The sequence below is a fragment of the Kitasatospora sp. NPDC094015 genome, assembly GCF_040304075.1.
Taxonomy (GTDB): Bacteria; Actinomycetota; Actinomycetes; order Streptomycetales; family Streptomycetaceae; genus Kitasatospora.
This window is the reverse complement of the sequence record NZ_JBEOUL010000029.1, coordinates 63,093-80,596: the sequence shown is the minus strand read 5'-3', so window position 1 is coordinate 80,596 and position 17,504 is coordinate 63,093. Positions and strand designations below refer to the sequence as shown.

The 17,504-nt window shown below is 76.7% G+C and carries 14 protein-coding genes; 4 read left to right on the top strand and 10 right to left on the bottom strand.

The features are described 5' to 3' along the window. Positions 1–125: 125 nt before the first annotated feature. The 3 genes from ABT014_RS27665 to ABT014_RS27655 form a co-directional block, all read right to left on the bottom strand. Complete coding sequence (locus tag ABT014_RS27665; RefSeq protein ID WP_350641919.1) at positions 126–509, bottom strand: roadblock/LC7 domain-containing protein; 384 nt, start codon at positions 507–509, stop codon at positions 126–128. A gap of 121 nt (positions 510–630) precedes the next feature. Further along, positions 631–1,605, bottom strand: coding sequence for a hypothetical protein (locus ABT014_RS27660; RefSeq protein WP_350641918.1), 975 nt, complete (start codon positions 1,603–1,605; stop codon positions 631–633). After that, on the bottom strand, positions 1,602–1,961 hold the full coding sequence (locus ABT014_RS27655; RefSeq protein ID WP_350641917.1) for a hypothetical protein: 360 nt from the start codon (positions 1,959–1,961) through the stop codon (positions 1,602–1,604). Before ABT014_RS27655 ends, ABT014_RS27660 begins: the two co-directional genes overlap by 4 nt. 140 nt (positions 1,962–2,101) lie before the next feature. Here ABT014_RS27655 and ABT014_RS27650 point away from each other — a divergent pair, with 140 nt between their 5' ends. Continuing rightward, complete coding sequence (locus tag ABT014_RS27650; protein ID WP_350641916.1) at positions 2,102–2,467, top strand: hypothetical protein; 366 nt, start codon at positions 2,102–2,104, stop codon at positions 2,465–2,467. 188 nt (positions 2,468–2,655) lie between these two features. Here ABT014_RS27650 and ABT014_RS27645 read toward each other — a convergent pair whose 3' ends face one another. After that, a complete protein-coding gene (locus ABT014_RS27645; RefSeq protein ID WP_350641915.1) occupies positions 2,656–3,117 on the bottom strand; it encodes a MarR family winged helix-turn-helix transcriptional regulator in 462 nt (153 codons plus the stop codon). Between the two features lie 129 nt (positions 3,118–3,246). Here ABT014_RS27645 and ABT014_RS27640 point away from each other — a divergent pair, with 129 nt between their 5' ends. Continuing rightward, positions 3,247–4,101, top strand: a complete 855-nt coding sequence (locus ABT014_RS27640) for an SDR family NAD(P)-dependent oxidoreductase (protein WP_350641914.1) — start codon at positions 3,247–3,249, stop codon at positions 4,099–4,101. Positions 4,102–4,377: 276 nt separating this feature from the next. Continuing rightward, a complete protein-coding gene (locus ABT014_RS27635) occupies positions 4,378–5,535 on the top strand; it encodes a glycosyltransferase (RefSeq protein WP_350641913.1) in 1,158 nt (385 codons plus the stop codon). Here ABT014_RS27635 and ABT014_RS27630 read toward each other — a convergent pair. The 6 genes from ABT014_RS27630 to ABT014_RS27605 all read right to left on the bottom strand — a co-directional run bounded on the left by ABT014_RS27630 (position 5,523) and on the right by ABT014_RS27605 (position 15,466). Continuing rightward, complete coding sequence (locus tag ABT014_RS27630; protein WP_350641912.1) at positions 5,523–7,103, bottom strand: MFS transporter; 1,581 nt, start codon at positions 7,101–7,103, stop codon at positions 5,523–5,525. The genes ABT014_RS27635 and ABT014_RS27630 overlap by 13 nt on opposite strands. Positions 7,104–7,209: 106 nt before the next feature. Then, positions 7,210–7,524, bottom strand: coding sequence for a zinc ribbon domain-containing protein (locus tag ABT014_RS27625; RefSeq protein WP_350641911.1), 315 nt, complete (start codon positions 7,522–7,524; stop codon positions 7,210–7,212). Next, positions 7,521–10,079 (bottom strand): Hsp70 family protein, encoded by a 2,559-nt coding sequence (locus tag ABT014_RS27620; protein WP_350641910.1) that lies wholly within the window; start codon positions 10,077–10,079, stop codon positions 7,521–7,523. Before ABT014_RS27620 ends, ABT014_RS27625 begins: the two co-directional genes overlap by 4 nt. 24 nt (positions 10,080–10,103) lie before the next feature. Next, positions 10,104–10,829, bottom strand: a complete 726-nt coding sequence (locus tag ABT014_RS27615) for a nucleotide exchange factor GrpE (RefSeq protein WP_350641909.1) — start codon at positions 10,827–10,829, stop codon at positions 10,104–10,106. Positions 10,830–10,831: 2 nt separating this feature from the next. Further along, positions 10,832–11,266, bottom strand: coding sequence for a J domain-containing protein (locus ABT014_RS27610; protein ID WP_350641908.1), 435 nt, complete (start codon positions 11,264–11,266; stop codon positions 10,832–10,834). 75 nt (positions 11,267–11,341) lie between these two features. Beyond that, positions 11,342–15,466: a hypothetical protein gene (locus ABT014_RS27605; RefSeq protein WP_350641907.1), complete on the bottom strand. Its 4,125-nt coding sequence runs from the start codon at positions 15,464–15,466 to the stop codon at positions 11,342–11,344. A 220-nt stretch (positions 15,467–15,686) separates the two neighbouring features. Between ABT014_RS27605 and ABT014_RS27600 the strand changes: the two genes are divergently transcribed. Beyond that, complete coding sequence (locus tag ABT014_RS27600; RefSeq protein WP_350641906.1) at positions 15,687–17,465, top strand: protein kinase domain-containing protein; 1,779 nt, start codon at positions 15,687–15,689, stop codon at positions 17,463–17,465. Positions 17,466–17,504: the final 39 nt, after the last annotated feature.

The following is a 17,504-nucleotide window of genomic DNA, read 5'->3' as shown; positions in this document are numbered from 1 at the left end:
GGGGCAGGCCGGCCCAAGACCGGTCGGCACCACCCTGCCACCCCGCGCGCCGCCGGGGGAGGGGCCACGCCCGAACCACCCGGCCGGGCCCGCGGCGCGGGCGCCCCACGGGCCTCGGGGCGGTCCTACGCGGCGGCGGTGAGCAGCCGCCCGAGCGCCTCCACGGTGCCCGGGCACTCGCGGCCGAGCGCGGCCACGTCCAGGCCCTCGTCACCGACCACGACGAGCAGGGCGTGCTCGCCGATCGCGGTCACCACCACGAAGCCGCCGCCGGCCCGGGTGACGTTCTCCCGCATGCCGCCGAGCCCGGCCTCGGCGCTGGTGCGGCGGCCGAGCGCCAGGGTGGCGGCGGCCAGCGCGGACAGCGACTCGGGCTGGACGGAGACGGTGTCGGCCGCCACGAGCAGGCCGTCGGCCGTCGAGACGACGCTCTCGGTGATGCCCATGACGCGCTCGCGCAGCCTTCTCAGCTCGTCCACCAGTGCCTCGGACGAGATCCGTTGCTGCATGACAGTGCTCCTCAGGTAGGCGTGGGCGTCGGTGTCGTTGTCGGTGACGCGGGGTCGACCGCGTGCGGTTGCCCGGGGCGGTCGGCGGGGTGGGGCGGGACGGGGTCGGCGGGCGGTCGGCTCACCCGGTGCCCGCGGCGGGGCGGTGGGCCGCCCCGGCGTGCCGGGAGTCGGCCAGCGCCTGGTGGATGCGGCGCAGCGCGTCCGCGGTGGCGTCGGCCTCCATCCGGTGCTGTCCGGCCTCCTCGGTGGGGGCGGCGCCGGACTTGCGGTCGCCGGGCACCCGCCGGGGCAGGGCGGCGTTCCGGTCCGGCGCTGCGGTGCGCGCGGGTTCGGGGGCCCGGGGCCCGACGGCCGGTACGGTCGCCGGCCGCGCGGCTTCCGCCCGCAGCAGCTTGCGCTCGCGCATCCGGGCCAGGTCGAGCATCACCGGGAAGACGCCGCGGCCGACCGCGAAGGCGAGGTCGCGCGGTGCCCGCCGGCCGTTGGCGTTCAGCAGCAGGTCCCGGTGGCGCGGCGCCAGTTGGCCGGATTCGACCTGGGCGGCGGGCTGCGGGCGGGAGTCGGCGATCTCGGGCAGCGGGCCCCAGAGCCGGGCCAGCAGCGCGCCGCGGCGCACCGTCTCCTCGGCCAGCTGCCGCGGCTCCACGCCGGGCCGGACGCCGAGTTCGGGGGCCGCCGCCTCCGGGTCGATCCGCCAGCCCTCGACCGGGCCGAGCGACAGCGCGAAGGCGCCGTCGAACACGGCGGCGGTGCAGACGATCTCCAGCTCGACCGCGCCGATCAGCCCGTGTCCGAGCAGGGCCGGCCCGAGGTCGGCCACCGGACCGGCGGGAGCGGCCTGTTCGCCGCTGCCGCGGCCGGCCGCCGCGCGTGCGGCCGACCAGTCCTCCTCGGTGATCCGGCGGGACTTCAGCAGGACCGTCTCGACGGAGGGCGCGGCCGGCGTCCGTACCGCGACGACCAGTCCGCGGTCCAGGTGGATCACCCCGCCGGGGGTGCCGGAGACCACGACGGCGCCGGTGAACCGCTCCTCCTGGAGCCGGACCAGCAGGGTGGGCACGTTGCGCGGTGCGGGCGGTGCGGTGGGGGTCATGCCAGCACGGCCTTCGCGAGGTCGGCCACCTGGCGGATCGCCAGGGCGAGGTTGGTGGACGCACGGTCCAGCACCACGGCCAGCACCAGCGCGTCACCCCGGCGCGGCACCAGCTGGACCACGTGGTGCGCCCGCGCGGTGGTGATCACCAGGCTCTCCAACTCCCCGCCGGTACCGGCCTCGTGCATCCGGCCGGCGACCAGGGTGGTCAGCTCGGCGAGCTCGGCGCCGTCGCCGGCGGCCGTGCCGGAGCCGACGGCGCCGTAGGTCAGGCCGGTGACGGCGTCGACCAGGGTGGCCCGGACCACTCCGGGGGAGTCCAGCGCCTCGCGGAGCGCTGCTTCGACCGTGCTCACCTGCACCCCTTCACTTTGCGACTCCGGTCAGAGTACTTTAAACATCATCTTGTGCAACTACGACCGAAGATGACGGTTTCCCGTCGCTTTGGCCCGGCATAATGCACCGTCAGTCGAAGTCGTGAACGAGAAGGAACGCCGTGAACATTGAGAGCGCGCTGAAGGAAGCGATGACCATCGACGGCGCCATCGGGGTGTCGCTGGTCGACTACGAGAGCGGGATGTCGCTCGGCTTCCTCGGCGGCGGCAAGGACCTCGACCTGGAGGTGGCGGCGGCCGGCAACACCGAGGTGGTGCGCGCCAAGGTCCGTACCCTGGCCCGGCTTTCGCTGGAGGAGGCGATCGAGGACATCCTGATCACCCTCAGCACCCAGTACCACCTGCTGCGCCCGCTGGCCCGCAGCCACGGCTCGCTCTTCCTCTACTTCGCACTGGACCGCTCGCGCGCCAATCTCGCCCTGGCCCGCCACGAGCTGAAGCGCATCGAGGCAATGCTGGAGGTGTAACGGACGCCGGGCCCGCGCCGGTTCACCGAATCGGTGAATTGCCGCCCGGAACTCCTCCGACGGCCGGTGGGCGGTGCCCCGCCGGCCGTCCGGCATTTCCGCCCCGGATTACCGGCGGGTATTTCCGCGGCCACCCTGACCGCCGTAGCCCGGACCGGCACTGCCCGTCCGCCCGCCGGTGCCCCCGCCTACTGCTCCCGGGGCTGCTTGAGCTTGCGCCAGACCGTCTCCAGGGCCTGGATGTCCGCCTCGTCGAGCAGTCCGGTGAAGACCGGCCGCAGCACCTCGCGGCGGGTCGCGTCGGCCTCGGCGAAGGCGGCCCGGCCCAGCTCGGTGAGCGCGATCCGCACCGAGCGGGCGTCGGTGGGGGAGGGGGTGCGGGCCACCAGCCCGCGGGCGGCCAGCGCGTCCACGACGCGGGAGACCTGGCTGCGGCTGAGCATGGTGCGCGCCCCGAGGTCGGAGGCGGCCACCGGCTCCTGCTGGCCGGCCAGCCAGAGCATCACCTCGAACCAGGACATCGGCAGCCCGTGCGCGCGGGTCAGCTCGCGGTCGACCCGGGCGGCCAGCGTGGTGCCGGCCCAGACCAGCCCGTAGAAGGCGTGGTCCTGCTCCGAGAGGGGGCCCAGGGTCAGGTCGGAGCGCGTCATGCCGGTCATCGTACCGGTTTGCGTGCACGTACACACAGCATTAGTGTGTGTGTACACGCAATCGGATCCTCCGATCCGCGCCCCGCGGCACCCGCCCGGAGCGGCCCCGAGCCACGAAGAGGTACCGGTATGTCCACCACCGCGCGCAAGACCGTCCTGATCACCGGCTGCTCCTCCGGCATCGGCCTCGCCGCCGCGGTCGACGCCGCCCGGGCCGGCTGGCTGGTCGTCGCCACCATGCGCGACCTCGGCCGCTCCGCCGCCCTGGAGCAGGCCGCCGCCGAGGCCGGGGTCGCCGACTCCGTGCAGCTGCGGCAGCTCGACGTCACCGACCCGGCCTCCGTCGCCACCTGCGTCGCGGCGGTGATCGCCGAGCACGGGCGGCTGGACGCCGTGGTCAACAACGCGGGCGCCGGCCACGTCGGCACCATCGAGCAGGGCGAGGTGGCGGACGTCCGCGCCGTGATGGAGGTCAACTTCTTCGGCGTGGTCGAGGTCACCCGGGCCGCCATGCCGCACCTGCGCGCCTCCGGCGGCCGGCTGATCGCGGTGACCAGCGTCGGCGGCGTGGTCGGCCAGCCGTTCAACGAGGCCTACTGCGCGGCCAAGTTCGCCGTCGAGGGCTTCCTGGAGGCGCTCGCCCCGGTGGCCGCCACCGCCGGCGTCCAGGTCACCCTGGTCGAGCCGGGCGCGGTGGCCAGCGAGTTCATCGCCAACCAGGGCATCGACCTGGACACCGAGCTGCGCGCCGCCGGCCCGTACGCCCCGGCCCTGAAGTCCTACGTCGACCGCACCCTGGCCGCCTTCGCGACCGCGGCCCAGACCCCGGCCGAGGCGGCCGCGACCATCACCGAGGCGCTCGACACCGACCGGCCGGTGCTGCGGATGCAGACCTCGGACGCGGCCCGCGCCTTCGTCGGCCGCAAGCTCGCCGACCTGGACGGCTCCGCCGTGCTCGGCCTGACCGGCAGCTGGGTGGGCTGAGGTCCGGCCCGGCGGCCCGGGTGACAGCCGGGCGGCCCGCGTGGCCGCCCGCTGTTCACCCACCTGCCGGTTGCTGCTCACGCGGGGGAGTGGAACGGCATCGTCCGGATCTCCTACGGTACCGCCAAGGCACCCGTCGCCCGGCCGAACCAGCCCGCCCGCAAGGGGACTTCGCGCCGTCGTCGGCACCGGTGCCGACCTCCGGTACTCGCCCCACCAGCGGCCGGCGCCGTCGGCGACCCGACGGGCCGGGCGCTCCTCGCCGAGCGGACCCCCATGAACGTCCTCGAGCACGCCTCCCCGACCACCCACCGGCCCGCCGGCACCGTCCCACCGCAGCGCCGCCCGGCCCGCCCGCCGCGGGTCCTGGTGATCACCGGCAGTGTCGGCGCCGGCCACAACGGGGCTGCCCGGGAACTGGTGCACCGGCTCCGGGGCCTGGGCGTCGACGCCACCTACCGCGACTACCTCGACGCCCTGCCGCGCCGCCACCAGCGGCTGCTGCAGGACGGCTACGCCCTCAGCGCCGGCCGCGCGCCGGCCGTCTTCGAGTGGCTGTTCCGCAGCGAGGAGCGGGACTCCGTGGTGCGCGCCCTCACCCTGCGGCTGTGCCGGCTGGCCGCCCCGGAACTGGCCCGCTGGGCCGACGACGGGTACGACGCCGTGGTGACCACCTTCCCGTTCGCCGCCCAGAGCCTGGGGATGCTGCGCGGGCAGGGCCGGCTCACCGTCCCGGTGGTCAGCTACCTCACCGACCCGGCGCCGCACCGGCTCTGGGTGCACCCGCACGTCGACCTCCACCTCACCGTCACCGCGGCCACCGCCGCCGAGGGCGCCGCGCGCTACGGCGTGCCGATGGCGGCCGCCGGCCCGCTCGCACCGGACACCTTCGCCGCACCCGTCGACCCGCTGCTCCGGCAGGCGCTGCGGGCCGCCCTCGGCGTGCGGCCGGAGCAGCGGATGGCCCTGCTGACCACCGGTTCGCTCGGCCTCGGCGACGTCACCGCCGGGGTCCGCGCGCTCGCCGCGGCCCCCGGCACCGTCCCGGTGGTGCTGTGCGGGCGCAACGAGCGGCTGCGCCGGCGGCTCGCCCGGGTGCCGGGCGTGGTGGCGCTCGGCTGGCGAGAGGACGTCCCCGCGCTGATGGCCGCCGCCGACGTCCTGGTCCACAACGCCGGCGGGCTGTCGCTGACCGAGGCGCTGGTCGCGGGGCTGCCCGCGGTGAGCTACCAGGTGATCCCGGGCCACGGCCGGGCCAACGCGGCCACGCTGGCCCGGGCCGGGCTCGCACCGTGGCCGAGGAGCGAGGCCGAGCTCGCCGACGCGCTGGAGCGGCAGGCGGCCCGCGGCCGGGTCCACCTGCCGGAGCTGCCCGAGCACCACCGGGCGGCCCACGTGGTGGCGGTGCTCGCCCGGCAGCGTCAGGGCGCCTGAGCGGGCTCGGGCGGCGCGTCCCGCTCGATCTCGCGCTCCCGGACCAGCCAGAGCGACACCGCCGCGCCGGCGAAGCTGAGCAGCGCGCCGAGCGTCAGCACGGTGTTGAGGCCCGACAGGAACCCTTCGCGCGTCGCCAGCGCGACCGCGCCGCGGGCATCGGCCGGCACGGCGGCCAGGGCGTCGTCCAGGGCGCCGGAGGAGGCCGCCTCGATCAGTTCGCGCGGCCGCGCGCCCTGTGCGGCCGGGGTGCCCGCGGTCAGCTCCCGCACCCGGTCGGCGCCGCGGCCGACGAAGATCGCACCCCACACGGCGATCCCCACCGCGATGCCGACCTGGCGGAAGGTGTCGTTGATGCCGGCCGCCATGCCGCTGCGCTCCTTGGGCACCACGCTCACCGCGACGTCCGCGATCACCGGGTTGACCAGGCCGACCCCCGCCCCCGAGACCAGGAAGCCGCCGAGCAGGGTGGTCCAGGTCGAGTCCAGCTGGATGCCGCTCATCAGCAGCAGTCCGAGCCCGACCGCGGCCAGGCCCACGCAGAGCATCAGCCGGGCCTGCACCCGGGAGAGCAGCGCGCCGGCGATCGGCGCCACCAGGAAGCTGAGCACCGTGCTGGGCAGGTAGCGCACCCCGGCCTGGAACGGCGAGAGGCCGAGGTAGTTCTGCAGGTAGAGGGTCAGGTAGAGGAACAGCGCGAACAGCGAGCCGGAGACCGCGAAGGCGGCCAGCTGCACGCCGGTGAACGCGCCCCGCCGGAACAGCCCGAGCGGCAGCATCGGCTGGGCGACCCGCTGCTCGATCACCACGAACGCGCCGAGCAGCACCGCCGCCGCCACGAACAGCGAGACGATCAGCGCGCTGCCCCAGCCCTCCGCGTTGCCCCGCACCAGGGCGAGGACCAGCAGGAAGAGCGCGCTGCTGAAGGTCGCCACGCCAGGCCAGTCCACCCCGGTGGCGTCCGGGTCGCGGCTCTCGCGCAGCTTCAGGGCGGTGATCACCAGGGCCGCGGCGCCGATCGGCAGGTTCAGGTAGAAGATCGACTCCCAGCCGAGCGAGTCGGTCAGCGCCCCGCCGACCAGCGGGCCGATCGCCACCGCCACGCCGATGGTCGCCCCGTAGATGCCCATCGCGGTGCCGCGCTCGCGCCCGGCCGGGAACTCCTGGGCGACCAGTGCCAGCGACACCGCGAACATCACCGCCCCGCCGACCCCCTGGAGCGCCCGGGAGAGGTTGAGGAAGGTCGGGTTCGGCGCCAGCGCGCACAGCAGCGAGGCGAACGAGAAGATCACCAGGCCGGCCGCGAAGGTCCGCCGGCGCCCCACCCGGTCGGCGATCGACCCGGCGGTCAGCACCAGCGCGGCCAGCGTCAGCGCGTAGGCGTCGAACACCCACTGCAGGTCGGTGAAGCTGGCGCCGAGGTCCCGGCGGATCGACGGCAGCGCCACGTTCACCACGGTGATGTCCAGCAGGAGCATGAAGGTCGCCACCGAGACGGCGATCAGGGTCCACCACTTGCGTTCCACGGGAGCCGTCCCCTCGTCGCACCGGCCGGCCCGGTCCGTCACCGACCGACGCTACGGGGAGACGGACCGTGACCGGCGGACGGACACGGGGGCACGGCCGAAAGCGGGGCCGGACGGCCCCGCCCGGCCCACCCGGGTCGCGGCCCGGTCAGCCCCGCAGCGCGGCCTCCTCCTCCGCGGCGCCCGTCCGGGCCGCGACCCGCGCCAGCAGCTCCCGGGCCGGCAGCAGGTCGGGCTCGGCCGCCAGGGCGCGGCGCAGCAGCACCAGCGCCCCCGGGTCGTCCCCGGCCCGGGCCAGCGCGAGCGCCTCGTTGTAGTCGATCCGGCCGGCGTAGCGCAGCCGCACCAGCGCCGCCAGGTCCTCCCGGCAGGAGGGGCAGCGCAGGCTGTCGCGGTCGGCCGGCACCCCGCACTGCGGGCACGGCACCTCGATCGGCGGCACCCCGGTGGACTCCGCGCTCATCGGGGACCAGCCTCCTCCGGGCGGACCGGGCCGACCGGCTCCGGCAGCGCGTCCTCGCCGAGCTCCCGCTGCGCCTCGGCGTACAGCCGCAGCAGCGCGGTGTTGTGCCGGTTGGCGGCCTCCATGTTGGCCGACTCCACCGCGCCGTCCAGCCCGCGCAGCTCCGCCATGATCCGCTGGGCCAGGGCCGCCGAGACCAGGTTCTGGTTGACGTACACGTTGCACATCGTCAGCATCCGGAAGGTGTGGCCGAGCGAGTCGCACAGCTCGTCCGCGCGGGCCGCGGCGGACACCGCGCCCTCCCAGTCCGCGGCCTCGCGGCGCCGCCGCAGCTCGCCGGAGACCTCGCGCAGCCGGCTCAGGTCGCTCGGGTCGAGGTGCTTCTCGCAGTAGTGCAGGAACAGGCTCAGGTACGCCTCCGTGCCGCGCACCCAGCGCTGCGCCCGGAGCTGGGTCTGGGCCCGCTCCAGCGCCTCGTCCACCGACCGGCCGCCGGTCTGGCCGGCGGCCATGTCGTCCAGGGTGTCCATCAGCCGCCGGGCCTCACGCAGTTCGGCCTCGGTGAGCTCGGCGCCCCAGCGGTCGGTGAAGCTCTCGATCTGCCGCTGCTGGTCCTCGACCTGGACCCGCAGCTCCGGGTCGAGCGTGGTCCGCTCCAGCTTGACGGTCTTCTCCTCGCCGCCCTGCAGCCGCACCGAGACGGTGATGGTGCGGTCGCGGTCGAGGCCGAAGGCCACGTTCACCGGGATCCGGCCGCCCAGGCCCTCGGGCAGCCGCATGGTCAGGTGCCCGACCAGCTCGTTGCGCTGGGCGGTCTCGTGCTCGCCCTCGTAGACCGCCACCTCCAGGCGCTGGCGCCCGCTGCCGGAGACCACGAACTCCCGGCTGATCGGGGCGGTGGTCGGGTAGCTGCTGTTCTTGGGGATGATGACGGCCAGCCGGCCGTCGTTGAGCTCGATCCCCAGGTCCTTCGGGGTGACGTCGAACGGGTTGGTGACCTGCATCAGCTCGCCGCAGGAGGTGCACACCTCGGCGCCGGGCGGGTTGACCGTGCCGCAGGCGGCGCAGCGCAGGCCGAGGTCCTCCGCGGCCGTCGACCGGGGGCCGTCCGCCGTCCCCGACGCCGCGGCCAGCGACTCCCCGCACAGCTCGCAGCTGCTCGCCCCGGGGGCTGCCGGGGTGCCGCAGCGCGGGCAGCCGGCGCTCTGCGCGGCGGGCGCGGTCCGTACCGGGGCGGCCGGCGCGGCGCCGTCCGCCAGGTCCTGTCCGCACTTGGGGCAGGCCGCGGCGGCGGTGTCCACCGGCAGGTGGCAGCCGGGGCAGGACACCCGGGGGCCGCCGAGCAGCGAGGCCGAGCAGTTGGCGCAGGCCGAGGCGGCCAGGTCGCCGGGGGCGCGGCACTCGGGGCACTCCACCTCGGCGACCAGCGCGCCCTGCACCGCGGCGCCGAGCGCCACGCACTGCATCGGGTTGACGCCGCGCCGGATCCGCTTCGGCCCGAACACCTCGCCCAGGCGCCGCGCCACCAGCGGGATCGCGGTGGAGCCGCCGACCAGCAGCACCTCGTCGATGTCCCCGACGGTCAGGTTGGCCTGCATCACGGCCTTGTGGGTGAGTTCGATGGTGCGCTCGATCCCGGCCTCGATCAGCTCCTCGAACCGGGGCCGTTCGAAGACCGACTCCAGCACCAGCTGCCCCGCGCCGAGGCCGGCCAGCACGACGTCCGAGGCCTCCTGGTTGGACAGTTCGATCTTGACGACCTCGGCGGCCGAGGCGATCCGCGGCTTGTCCCGCAGGTCCGGCCGGTAGTCGGCGCCGTACTCCTCGCGGATGTCCTCCAGCAGCGCGGTGGTGATCGCCCGGTCGAAGTCGTCACCGCCGAGCAGGTTGTCCCCCTCGATGCCGAGCACCGAGACCGAACCGGGCACCAGCAGCAGGATGGAGATGTCGAAGGTGCCGCCGCCGAGGTCGTAGACCAGCACGGTGCGGCCCTCGTCCCCGGCCTCGTTGGTCATCCCGTACGCGAGGGCGGCGGCGGTCGGCTCGTTGATCACCCGCAGCACGTGCAGCCCGGCCATCCGGCCGGCCTCCTGGGTGGCCGCCACCTGGCGCTCGCCGAAGTACGCGGGCACGGTGATGACGGCCCGGTGGAACGGCTCGCCGAGGCGCTGTTCGGCGTCCTGCTTGAGCTGGTGCAGGATGATCGCGGAGATCTCGATCGGGGTGTACGAGCGGCCGCCGAACCAGACGTTGACGTCCCCGTCGGTGCCCGCGGTGACCTTGTAGGCCAGCTCGTTCAGGGCCGCCTGCACCTGCGGGTCGCGGAACTTGCGGCCCATGAAGCGCTTGACCGAGCGGATCACGTTCTCGCCGTCGAGGGCGAGCCGGTTGCGCGCGGGCGAGCCGACCAGCAGCTCGCCCTTGCGGCCCCGGCCGACCACGGAGGGCGTGGCCTCCTGGTTCTGCCGGTTGAAGATGATCTCCGGCTCGCCCCGCCGGAGGTGGGCCACCACGGAGTTGGTGGTGCCCAGATCGATTCCGAGAGTGCGGTACATGTCTTCCGATGTCCCCTCTGGTTCCTAACGCTTCCGTCGCCTGCGCCGGCCGCCCGCCGCCGCCCCGCCCTTGCGCGGGCCCGCCGCCCCGGCCCGCCCCGCGCCGGCCGGGCCGTCGCCCACCGGCAGGTCACCCACGGGCACGCTGCCCACCGGCAGGTCACCCACCGGCTCCCTGGCCGCCGGGAGGTCGGCCACCGGCGCCTGCGGTACCTCCGTCGCTACCTCGGCCGGCCGCTGCGCCGGGACCTGCGCCACCGGTTCTGCCGGCTCGCCCGGCGCGGGCGGGGGAGCCGCCACCACCACCTGGGCGCGCCGCAGCACCTCGTCGTTCCAGAAGAAGCCGGTCACCACGGTCTGCACGACCGTCTCCGGCTCCAGCCCGGGCCGCACCTCGCTGCCCACGATCTCGGACAGCGCCGGGTCCGCCGCCAGCCCCTCCAGCCGCATCGGCCGCACCCCGGCCTTGGCCAGTTTGCCCAGCAGCCGGCGGCGGGTGGCCTCGATCCCGCTGCCCCGCCCGAGCAGTACCAGCTCCTGGTCGAGACCGAGCGCCGCCAGCGCGTCGTCCACCTCCACCAGCAGCCCCAGCAGGTCCCGCTGCGCCGCCGTGGCCGCCCGCGCCTCCTCGCCCCGCAGCCGCTGCAACAGCGAGGCCCGGAACAGCAACTGGCTGAACGACTGCGCCAGGTCGACCTCCAGCGCCCGCTGCGGCACCTCCAGCGGCTCGCCCCACTCCTGCTCCAGCACGCTCACTCCGGGATCTCGATCGGCGGCAGCACCGACAGGTCGGCGGCGAACCGCGCGGGGACGGGGGGATCGGTGTCGACACCGGCCGGGGCCGGGTCGGCGAAGTCGGCCAGCAGCTCGTCCCGGCGCAGCACCAGCAGCGCCTCGGGCGGCAGCGCCGGCCGCTCGACGGTGAGCAGCGGCTCGGCGAGTGCCGGCCCGAGCAGCGCGGCCACGCCGTCCACCGGGTCCGGCGGCAGCTGCTGCTGGAGGTCCAGCTCCAGCCGCCGTTCCGGGTTGCGCAGCAGGGCCGCGGCCTCCTGGATCTGCTGGCGGCCGAAGCGGCCCTCCCGCATCGCCGGGCCCACGGCGAGATTGATCTCCCGCATCCCGGCCGAGAGTGGGATGCCCAGGACCTCGTACGGCGACGGTTCGTGCAACGGCATGGCGGCGGTCACAGCTCCTTCGGACGGTCGGGGTGACGGTCGGTCGGCGAATCGGGTCGGGTCGGGTCAGGGTCAACAGGACGCCGGTCAGCGCAGCGCGTCGATCCGCCGCTTGAGCGCCCGCAGTTCGCGGTCGTCCGGGCTGTGCCCGACGGCCTTGGCGATCAGTGCGCGGGCCTGCCGGAACTGCCGCAGGTTCGCGCTCTGCACGGCGTGGGCGCCGCAGACCACCCCCAGCTCGTTGCGGATCTTCGCCTTGTCCTCCGTGCGCTCGGCCAGCCCCAGCGCCTGTTCGAGCAGCGAGGTGGCGTCCGTGAACCGCTTGGCCGCGTAGTCGTCCGCCGCCTCGCTGCGCCACACGCTGACCATCAGCTGCCGCAGGTCGGTGGAGTCGTGGTAGGTCTGGGCGAGCCGCAGCAGCCGGGCCCGCTCGGCGAACGGCCGGTCCTGCAGGTCGTCCAGCATGTGGTTGGCCAGCAGCACCGAGACCCGGCGCGGCGCCTCCTGCCCGGTGTCGCCGGTCCACTCCGGGTCGGCCCGCAGTGCGGCGGCCATCCTGGCGACCGCCGCCGCGCGGTTGTCGGCCAGCGCGGCCGAACGGGCCAGCAGCCGCTGGACGTAGGCGAGCGCGAGCCGCTGGTCCGCGGTGCCCTCCAGCTCGATCAGCTCCTCCCACAGGTCCACCGCGAGCAGCAGGTCCTCGTCGGGGCCGGGGCGGGTGAGCTGGTTGGCCCGGTTGCCGAGCGCGGCCTCCAGGAAGTGCCGGGCGGTCGGGTCCTCGGGGGCCATCGCCAGTGCCTTGCGCAGCAGCACCAGGGCGGCGGCGTAGTCGGTGCTCTCGTTGTTGGTCTTGCGGGCCAGCTGCGCGTACGCGGCGCCCAGGTTGGTGCGCACCTCGGTGTGGTCCGGCGCCAGTTCGAGTGCCCGCTCCAACAGGTCCACCGCACCCTGCTGGTCGTCGTCGCTCTCCTTGAGCAGCGCCCGGGCGGCGCGCAGCCCGGCCTCGGCGGCGAGCGTGGACAGCTCGGCGGTGAGCGGCGCCCCCGGCAGCGCCCGGGCCCGGGCCAGCCGGTCCAGCGCCGCCGGCCAGTCCTGGTGCCGGTGGTGGTCGGCGGCCTCGCTGATCAGGGCCTCCCGCAGCAGGGCGTACCAGGCGTCGTCGCGCTCGCCCTCGGGTATCGCCTCCAGCGCGGCGACGGCGGCGCCGGGCCGGCCCTGGAGCAGCAGGTAGCGGTGCGCCCCGAGGCCGTCGAACAGGCCCAGCGCCTCGGTCAGCGGGTGCGGGCCGAACGGACCGCTCCTGCGGTACGGCAGCACCGCCTGCTCGAACTGCCCTTCCCAGGAGGCGAGGACGGAGCCGGCCGGTGCCGGCCGCAGCAGCCCGCCGAGCGCCGGGCCGAGCACCAGCCGCCGCTCGGGCGCGCCGGGCACGGCGACCCGCAGCTCCTCCTGGGCGAAGGCCTCCGCGCTGCGGGCCTCCATCCCGAGCCGGACGGTCCAGGAGTCCACCTGGTCCGCGTCGCGCCCGCGTTCGCGGTCCAGCTCGCGCAGATCGCCCCGGAGCCGGTCGGTGAGGGCGCCGCGGGCGGCGGCGATCCGCTCCGGTTCCACCGGCCGGCCGGTCACCCGGGCGGCCTCGGTCCACAGGTCGGGCAGGTGCAGGGCGCAGACCAGGCAGCCGACGGCCCACTGCCACAGGCCGTCCGCCTCGGCCGCCCCGGCGGCCAGCGCCCGCCGGTAGCTGAGCAGGCCGAGCGAGTGCAGCACCCTCGGGTGGCCCGGGTCGCGGAGCAGCAGTGCGCGGTAGCCCTCCCAGGCCTCCCGGTCGCGGCCCTCGGCGGCGTGCTGGCGGGCCTCGTGCTCGGCCAGGGTGCCGAGCGCGGGGACGGCCTGCGGGTGGTCCGGCGTCAGTTCCACGGCCCGGCGCAGGTCGACGGCGGCGGCGCCGGCCTGCTGCGCGTCCAGGGCGGCCGCGGCGCGCCGCACCAGGACGGCGCTGCGGTCCCGGTCGGCCCCGGCGGGCAGCAGGTCGAGGGCGGCGTCCAGCCGGCCCGCCTCGGCGTGCAGCAGCGCCAGGTGGCGCCGGGCGGCTCGGCCGGCCGGGCCGTCGCCGAGCGCGTCCGCCCAGGCGGTCAGGGCGGGTTCGGCCCGCTCGGGCAGGCCGAGCCGGCGGGCGCAGTCCAGGACGGCGCTCAGCGCCTGGCCCGCGCAGTGGTCGCAGCGCGGCGAGGCCGCCCCGGCCGGCCGGTACAGGTGGCCGGCGCAGCCCTCGCGCCCGCAGCCGCCGCAGCTCCCGACGGCCGCCTCGGCGCAGTCGGCCGCCGCGCCGCAGCGCGCGCCGTCCGGGGTGCGGGACGGTGCCCCGGGGGCGGCCAGGAAGTGTTCGTGCCACTCCAGCGCCGCTGGCCGGTTCCCGGCCCGCTCGGCGAGCAGCGCGCGCAGCCGGGCCAGGCCCGGATCGCCCTGCGGGTCCGGCTCCAGCGGCGCCAGCAGGGTGACGGTCTGCACCGCCCGGCCGGTCAGCAGGGCCGCGGCGGCCAGGTGGTAGCGGTCCCGCGGGCCGCCGTCCGCGGTCAGCAGGGTCCGCAGTTCCTCGGCCGACCCGCCGGCCAGCGCGAGCGCGGCCCGCAGCCGGCCGTCCCGCGCGGTGTGCCCGGCCGGGTCGGTCGGGGCCGGGAGCCCGGCCAGGGCGAGTGCCTCGGCGGCCTGCGCCCGCGCCTGCGGCTGGTCCCGGCCGCCGAGCAGCAGGTGGGCGGCCTCGCGCAGGGCGGCCTCGCGCAGCGCAGCCCGGTACCCGGGTACGGCCGGGGCGTCGGCGACGGCCCGCTGCCACAGCGCCCGGGCCCCGGCCGGGTCGGTGGCGAGCACGTGCCGGGCCAGCCGGTCGCGCAGCGCCGCCAGCCGTTCCAGCAGGTCCTCCGCGCGCAGCGGCTCCCAGCACTCCAGCGCCCCGGCCGGATCGCCGGTCCGCTCCAGCGCCAGGCCGTGGTGGAAGGCGGCGGTCCCGGCCCAGGGGGAGACGGACGAGGCCTCCTCGCGCAGCAGCGGCTCCGCCTCCGCGGGCTGGCCCGAGGCCACCAGCGCCGCGCCGAACCGGACCCGGGCCGGCCGCCAGTCCGGCGCCAGTGCCAGTCCGGCCCGGTAGTCGGCCGCCGCCTCGGCCGCCCGTCCGGCCCGCTCGTGCAGCAGCGCCAGGCCCAACCGCGCCGGCGCGTACGAGGACCGGGCCGCCAGCGCGGCGGTGAACTGCTCCCAGGCCTGCCCGTCGTCGTCCCGCAGCAGCGCGAGCCGCCCCAGCGCGTACCGCGGACGCGGGTCCGCCGGGGCCGCGTCGACCGCCGCCCGCAGGTCCGCCTCGGCCGCCACCGGGTCCTGCAGGAACTGCCGGGCCAGGCCGCGGAACAGCAGGCACTCCGCGCGCAGCGCCGGGCCCCGGGACCACGGCGAGGGCTCGCCGGGGCCGCGCCGCAGCGCCTCGTCGAAGGCCGCCACCGCCTGCGCCTCCCGGCCCGGCGTGCTGAGCAGCGCCCCCAGCCGGAACCAGAGTTCGGCGCCGCCCGCCGGGGCCGCGGTGGCGAGCAGCGCCTCGGCCTCCGCCCGGCGCCCGGTGTCGCGCAGCAGCGCCGCCCGGGCCAGCAGGGGCCAGTCCCAGCCGGGCAGGCCGGCCAGCGCCGCCGCGGTGGCGGCGTCCCGCTGCCCGGTGGAGCCCTCCCGGCACAGCCGCTGCGCCCAGCCCAGGGCGCGGCCCACCGCCTCCGCCTCGGCGCCGGGCTGCGCGTTGCGGCCCGCGGCCCGCAGGAAGGCGAGCACCGGCGCGAGGTCGCCCTCCGGGGCCCGCATCCGCTCCTCGGCGAGCTGGGCGAGGCTCCAGCGCGGCAGTTCCCGGGCCGGGTCGGCGAGCAGCGGGAAGGCCTCGCGGTAGAGCGGCAGCGCCGCAGGTCCGTCCCCGAGGGCGGCGGTGGCGCCGGCCTGGCCGAGCAGCGCCAGCCCGCGCTGCGGGCGCAGCTCCGCGGGGGCGGTGGCGAGCCGGGCGGCCAGCCCGGCGTACCGGCGCCGGGCCCGCTCCTGCTGCCCGGCGCCGGCCTGCGCCGCCGCCGAGGCCAGCGCCTTGGCCACCGATCCGGGGTCGAGCGCGCGGGCGCGCCGGAGCAGCACGATCCCGCCCGCTCCGAGCAGCGCCACCACCAGCAGCACCAGCACGACCTGCGCCATGCACCGTCCCCCCGACGTTCCGGTCCACCGGACGACACCGTCAACCAGCTTGATGATCAAGTATCTTGACGTGCCATCATGCCCGTCCCCGCAGGAGCAGGATAGGCCTTACGGCCGCCCCGGGTCGGAAAAGAGCACTATCCTGGGGCTGCCGAGGGCGGGGGCCGAGCAGGGCCGGCGGGGCGTCTCAGACGGGGGTGGAGTGGCCGAGTCGCGTTGGGTGCCAGGGCTCCGGTTCGGACCGGAGTTCGACCCTGAGCAGTACGAACTGCTGGAGTTCCACCACCGGGGCGGCGAGGCCGAGGTGTGGCGGGCGGTGCGCACCGGCCACAGCGGGCTCAAGGAGCTGGTCGCCGCCAAGATCATGCTGGAACGCGACCCCTCCGAGGTCCGCCGCTGGCTCGGCCGCTGGGACGACGTCTCGCACAACGCCCACCGGCTCGGCGTCACCGACCTGGTGGTGCCCAGTTTCCTGCTCGGCCCGTCCCCGCACCGGCCCGGCAGCCCCCCGGGCGGAGCGCTGCTCGGCTACCAGATCTCGCCCTGGGTGGAGGGCATCCCGCTGCACCGCTGGGCGGCCGCCAACCGCGCCGGGCTGCCGGCCGCCGCCGAGGTGCTGGTCCGGCTCTGCCGGATCGTGGACGAGCTGCACCGCAAGCGCTGGGTGCACCGGGACATCTCCCCGGCCAACGTCCTGGTTGACGCCGAGGGCAACGTCAAGCTGATCGACCTGACCTTCCTCGCCCCGCTGGACCACACCCTGACGGTCGCCGTGTTCACCCCCGGCCACGTGCCGCCCGAGGCCGAGCAGGTCGGCGGCTTCCCGGCCGCCGCCAAGGACCTGTTCGCCGTCGGCACCCTGGCCCGCGCCCTGCTGCTGCCCGACCACGCCCGGCTGGACCACCGGCTGGCCGCCGAGCAGGCCCGGCGCGACCTGGTCGAGGCCGGCTTCGGCGAGGAGCTGGCCCGGTGGGCCTGCGAACCGCTGCACCACGACCCCGACCGCCGGCCCGCCCCGCTCGGCCCCTGGGCGGCCCGCGGCCGCGACCTGCTGCGCGCCCACCGGCCGCTGCCGCGCACCGCCTGCCTCGCGGTGCTGCCGGATCCGGCCGCCCGCCCGCTGGTGCTCGCGGGCGGCGCCGCCGGCGTCCTGCCGGCCGGCCCCGGGCACACCTCCCAGGAGCTGCCGCCCGGCCAGGCCCCGGGCGGCATAAGGGAGTTGGTGGTCGGACGGGCCGGCCGGGGGACCGAGCTCGCGGTGTTCGCCGAGGACCGCTCCGGCGCGCTCTGGGTCGGCAACGCCTCCGGCTGGTGGGAGGCGGCCCGCGGCATCGGCGGCCTCGCCGGCGGCGTCAACGGCTCCGGCGAGCTGGTGGTCTGGACGGCCAGGTCCGGCGCCCTGCACTCGTTCCGCTGGGCCCCGGGCCTCACCCTGACCGGCCAGGAACTGCCCCGCTGCCCCGCCGACCGGGTGCTGGCCGCGGTCGAGGAACGCGCGGGGATCTGGTCGGTGCTGGTCGAGCACCACGGCCGGGTGCTGTGCTGGCGGGTGGGGACGGAGACCAGCTGCGAGCGGCTGGGCCCGTCCGGCCCGGTCCGCGGCGCCGCCCTGGCCCGGACCTCGGCCGGCCCGCAGGCCGCCGTGGTGCGCGCCGACGGCTCGGTCCGGCTGTGGCCGCTCGGCGCCGGACCGGAGCCCTCGCCGACCGAGATCGGCGAGGCCGAACCCGCCCTGGGCGTCGCGATGGCCGGCCACCGCGGCGGCCCGACCATCGCCCTGGCGGGCACCGGCGGCGTACGGCTGCGGCTGCCCGCGGCGGGCGGCGCCCGGCGGCCCCGCTGGTGGCGGCCGACGCTGCGGCCGGCCACCCGGGTCGCGCTGGCGGTCGGCGAGGACTGGCGGCTGTGCCTGGCGGCCGTGGTCGAGGACGAACTGCACTGCTGGCAGGAGGACGCCGCCTACCGCTGGCAGCCGGTCGGCCTGGACCAGCAGGGCTGAGGCCCGTCCGGTCCGGCGCCGCCCCGCGGTCCGGCGCCG

Coding starts and splice junctions, on each gene's coding strand:
- ABT014_RS27665 (WP_350641919.1), bottom strand. CDS start 509: ATGCAGCAACGGATCTCGTCCGAGGCACTGGTGGACGAGCTGAGAAGG.
- ABT014_RS27660 (WP_350641918.1), bottom strand. CDS start 1,605: ATGACCCCCACCGCACCGCCCGCACCGCGCAACGTGCCCACCCTGCTG.
- ABT014_RS27645 (WP_350641915.1), bottom strand. CDS start 3,117: ATGACGCGCTCCGACCTGACCCTGGGCCCCCTCTCGGAGCAGGACCAC.
- ABT014_RS27640 (WP_350641914.1), top strand. CDS start 3,247: ATGTCCACCACCGCGCGCAAGACCGTCCTGATCACCGGCTGCTCCTCC.
- ABT014_RS27635 (WP_350641913.1), top strand. CDS start 4,378: ATGAACGTCCTCGAGCACGCCTCCCCGACCACCCACCGGCCCGCCGGC.
- ABT014_RS27625 (WP_350641911.1), bottom strand. CDS start 7,524: ATGAGCGCGGAGTCCACCGGGGTGCCGCCGATCGAGGTGCCGTGCCCG.
- ABT014_RS27620 (WP_350641910.1), bottom strand. CDS start 10,079: ATGTACCGCACTCTCGGAATCGATCTGGGCACCACCAACTCCGTGGTG.
- ABT014_RS27605 (WP_350641907.1), bottom strand. CDS start 15,466: ATGGCGCAGGTCGTGCTGGTGCTGCTGGTGGTGGCGCTGCTCGGAGCG.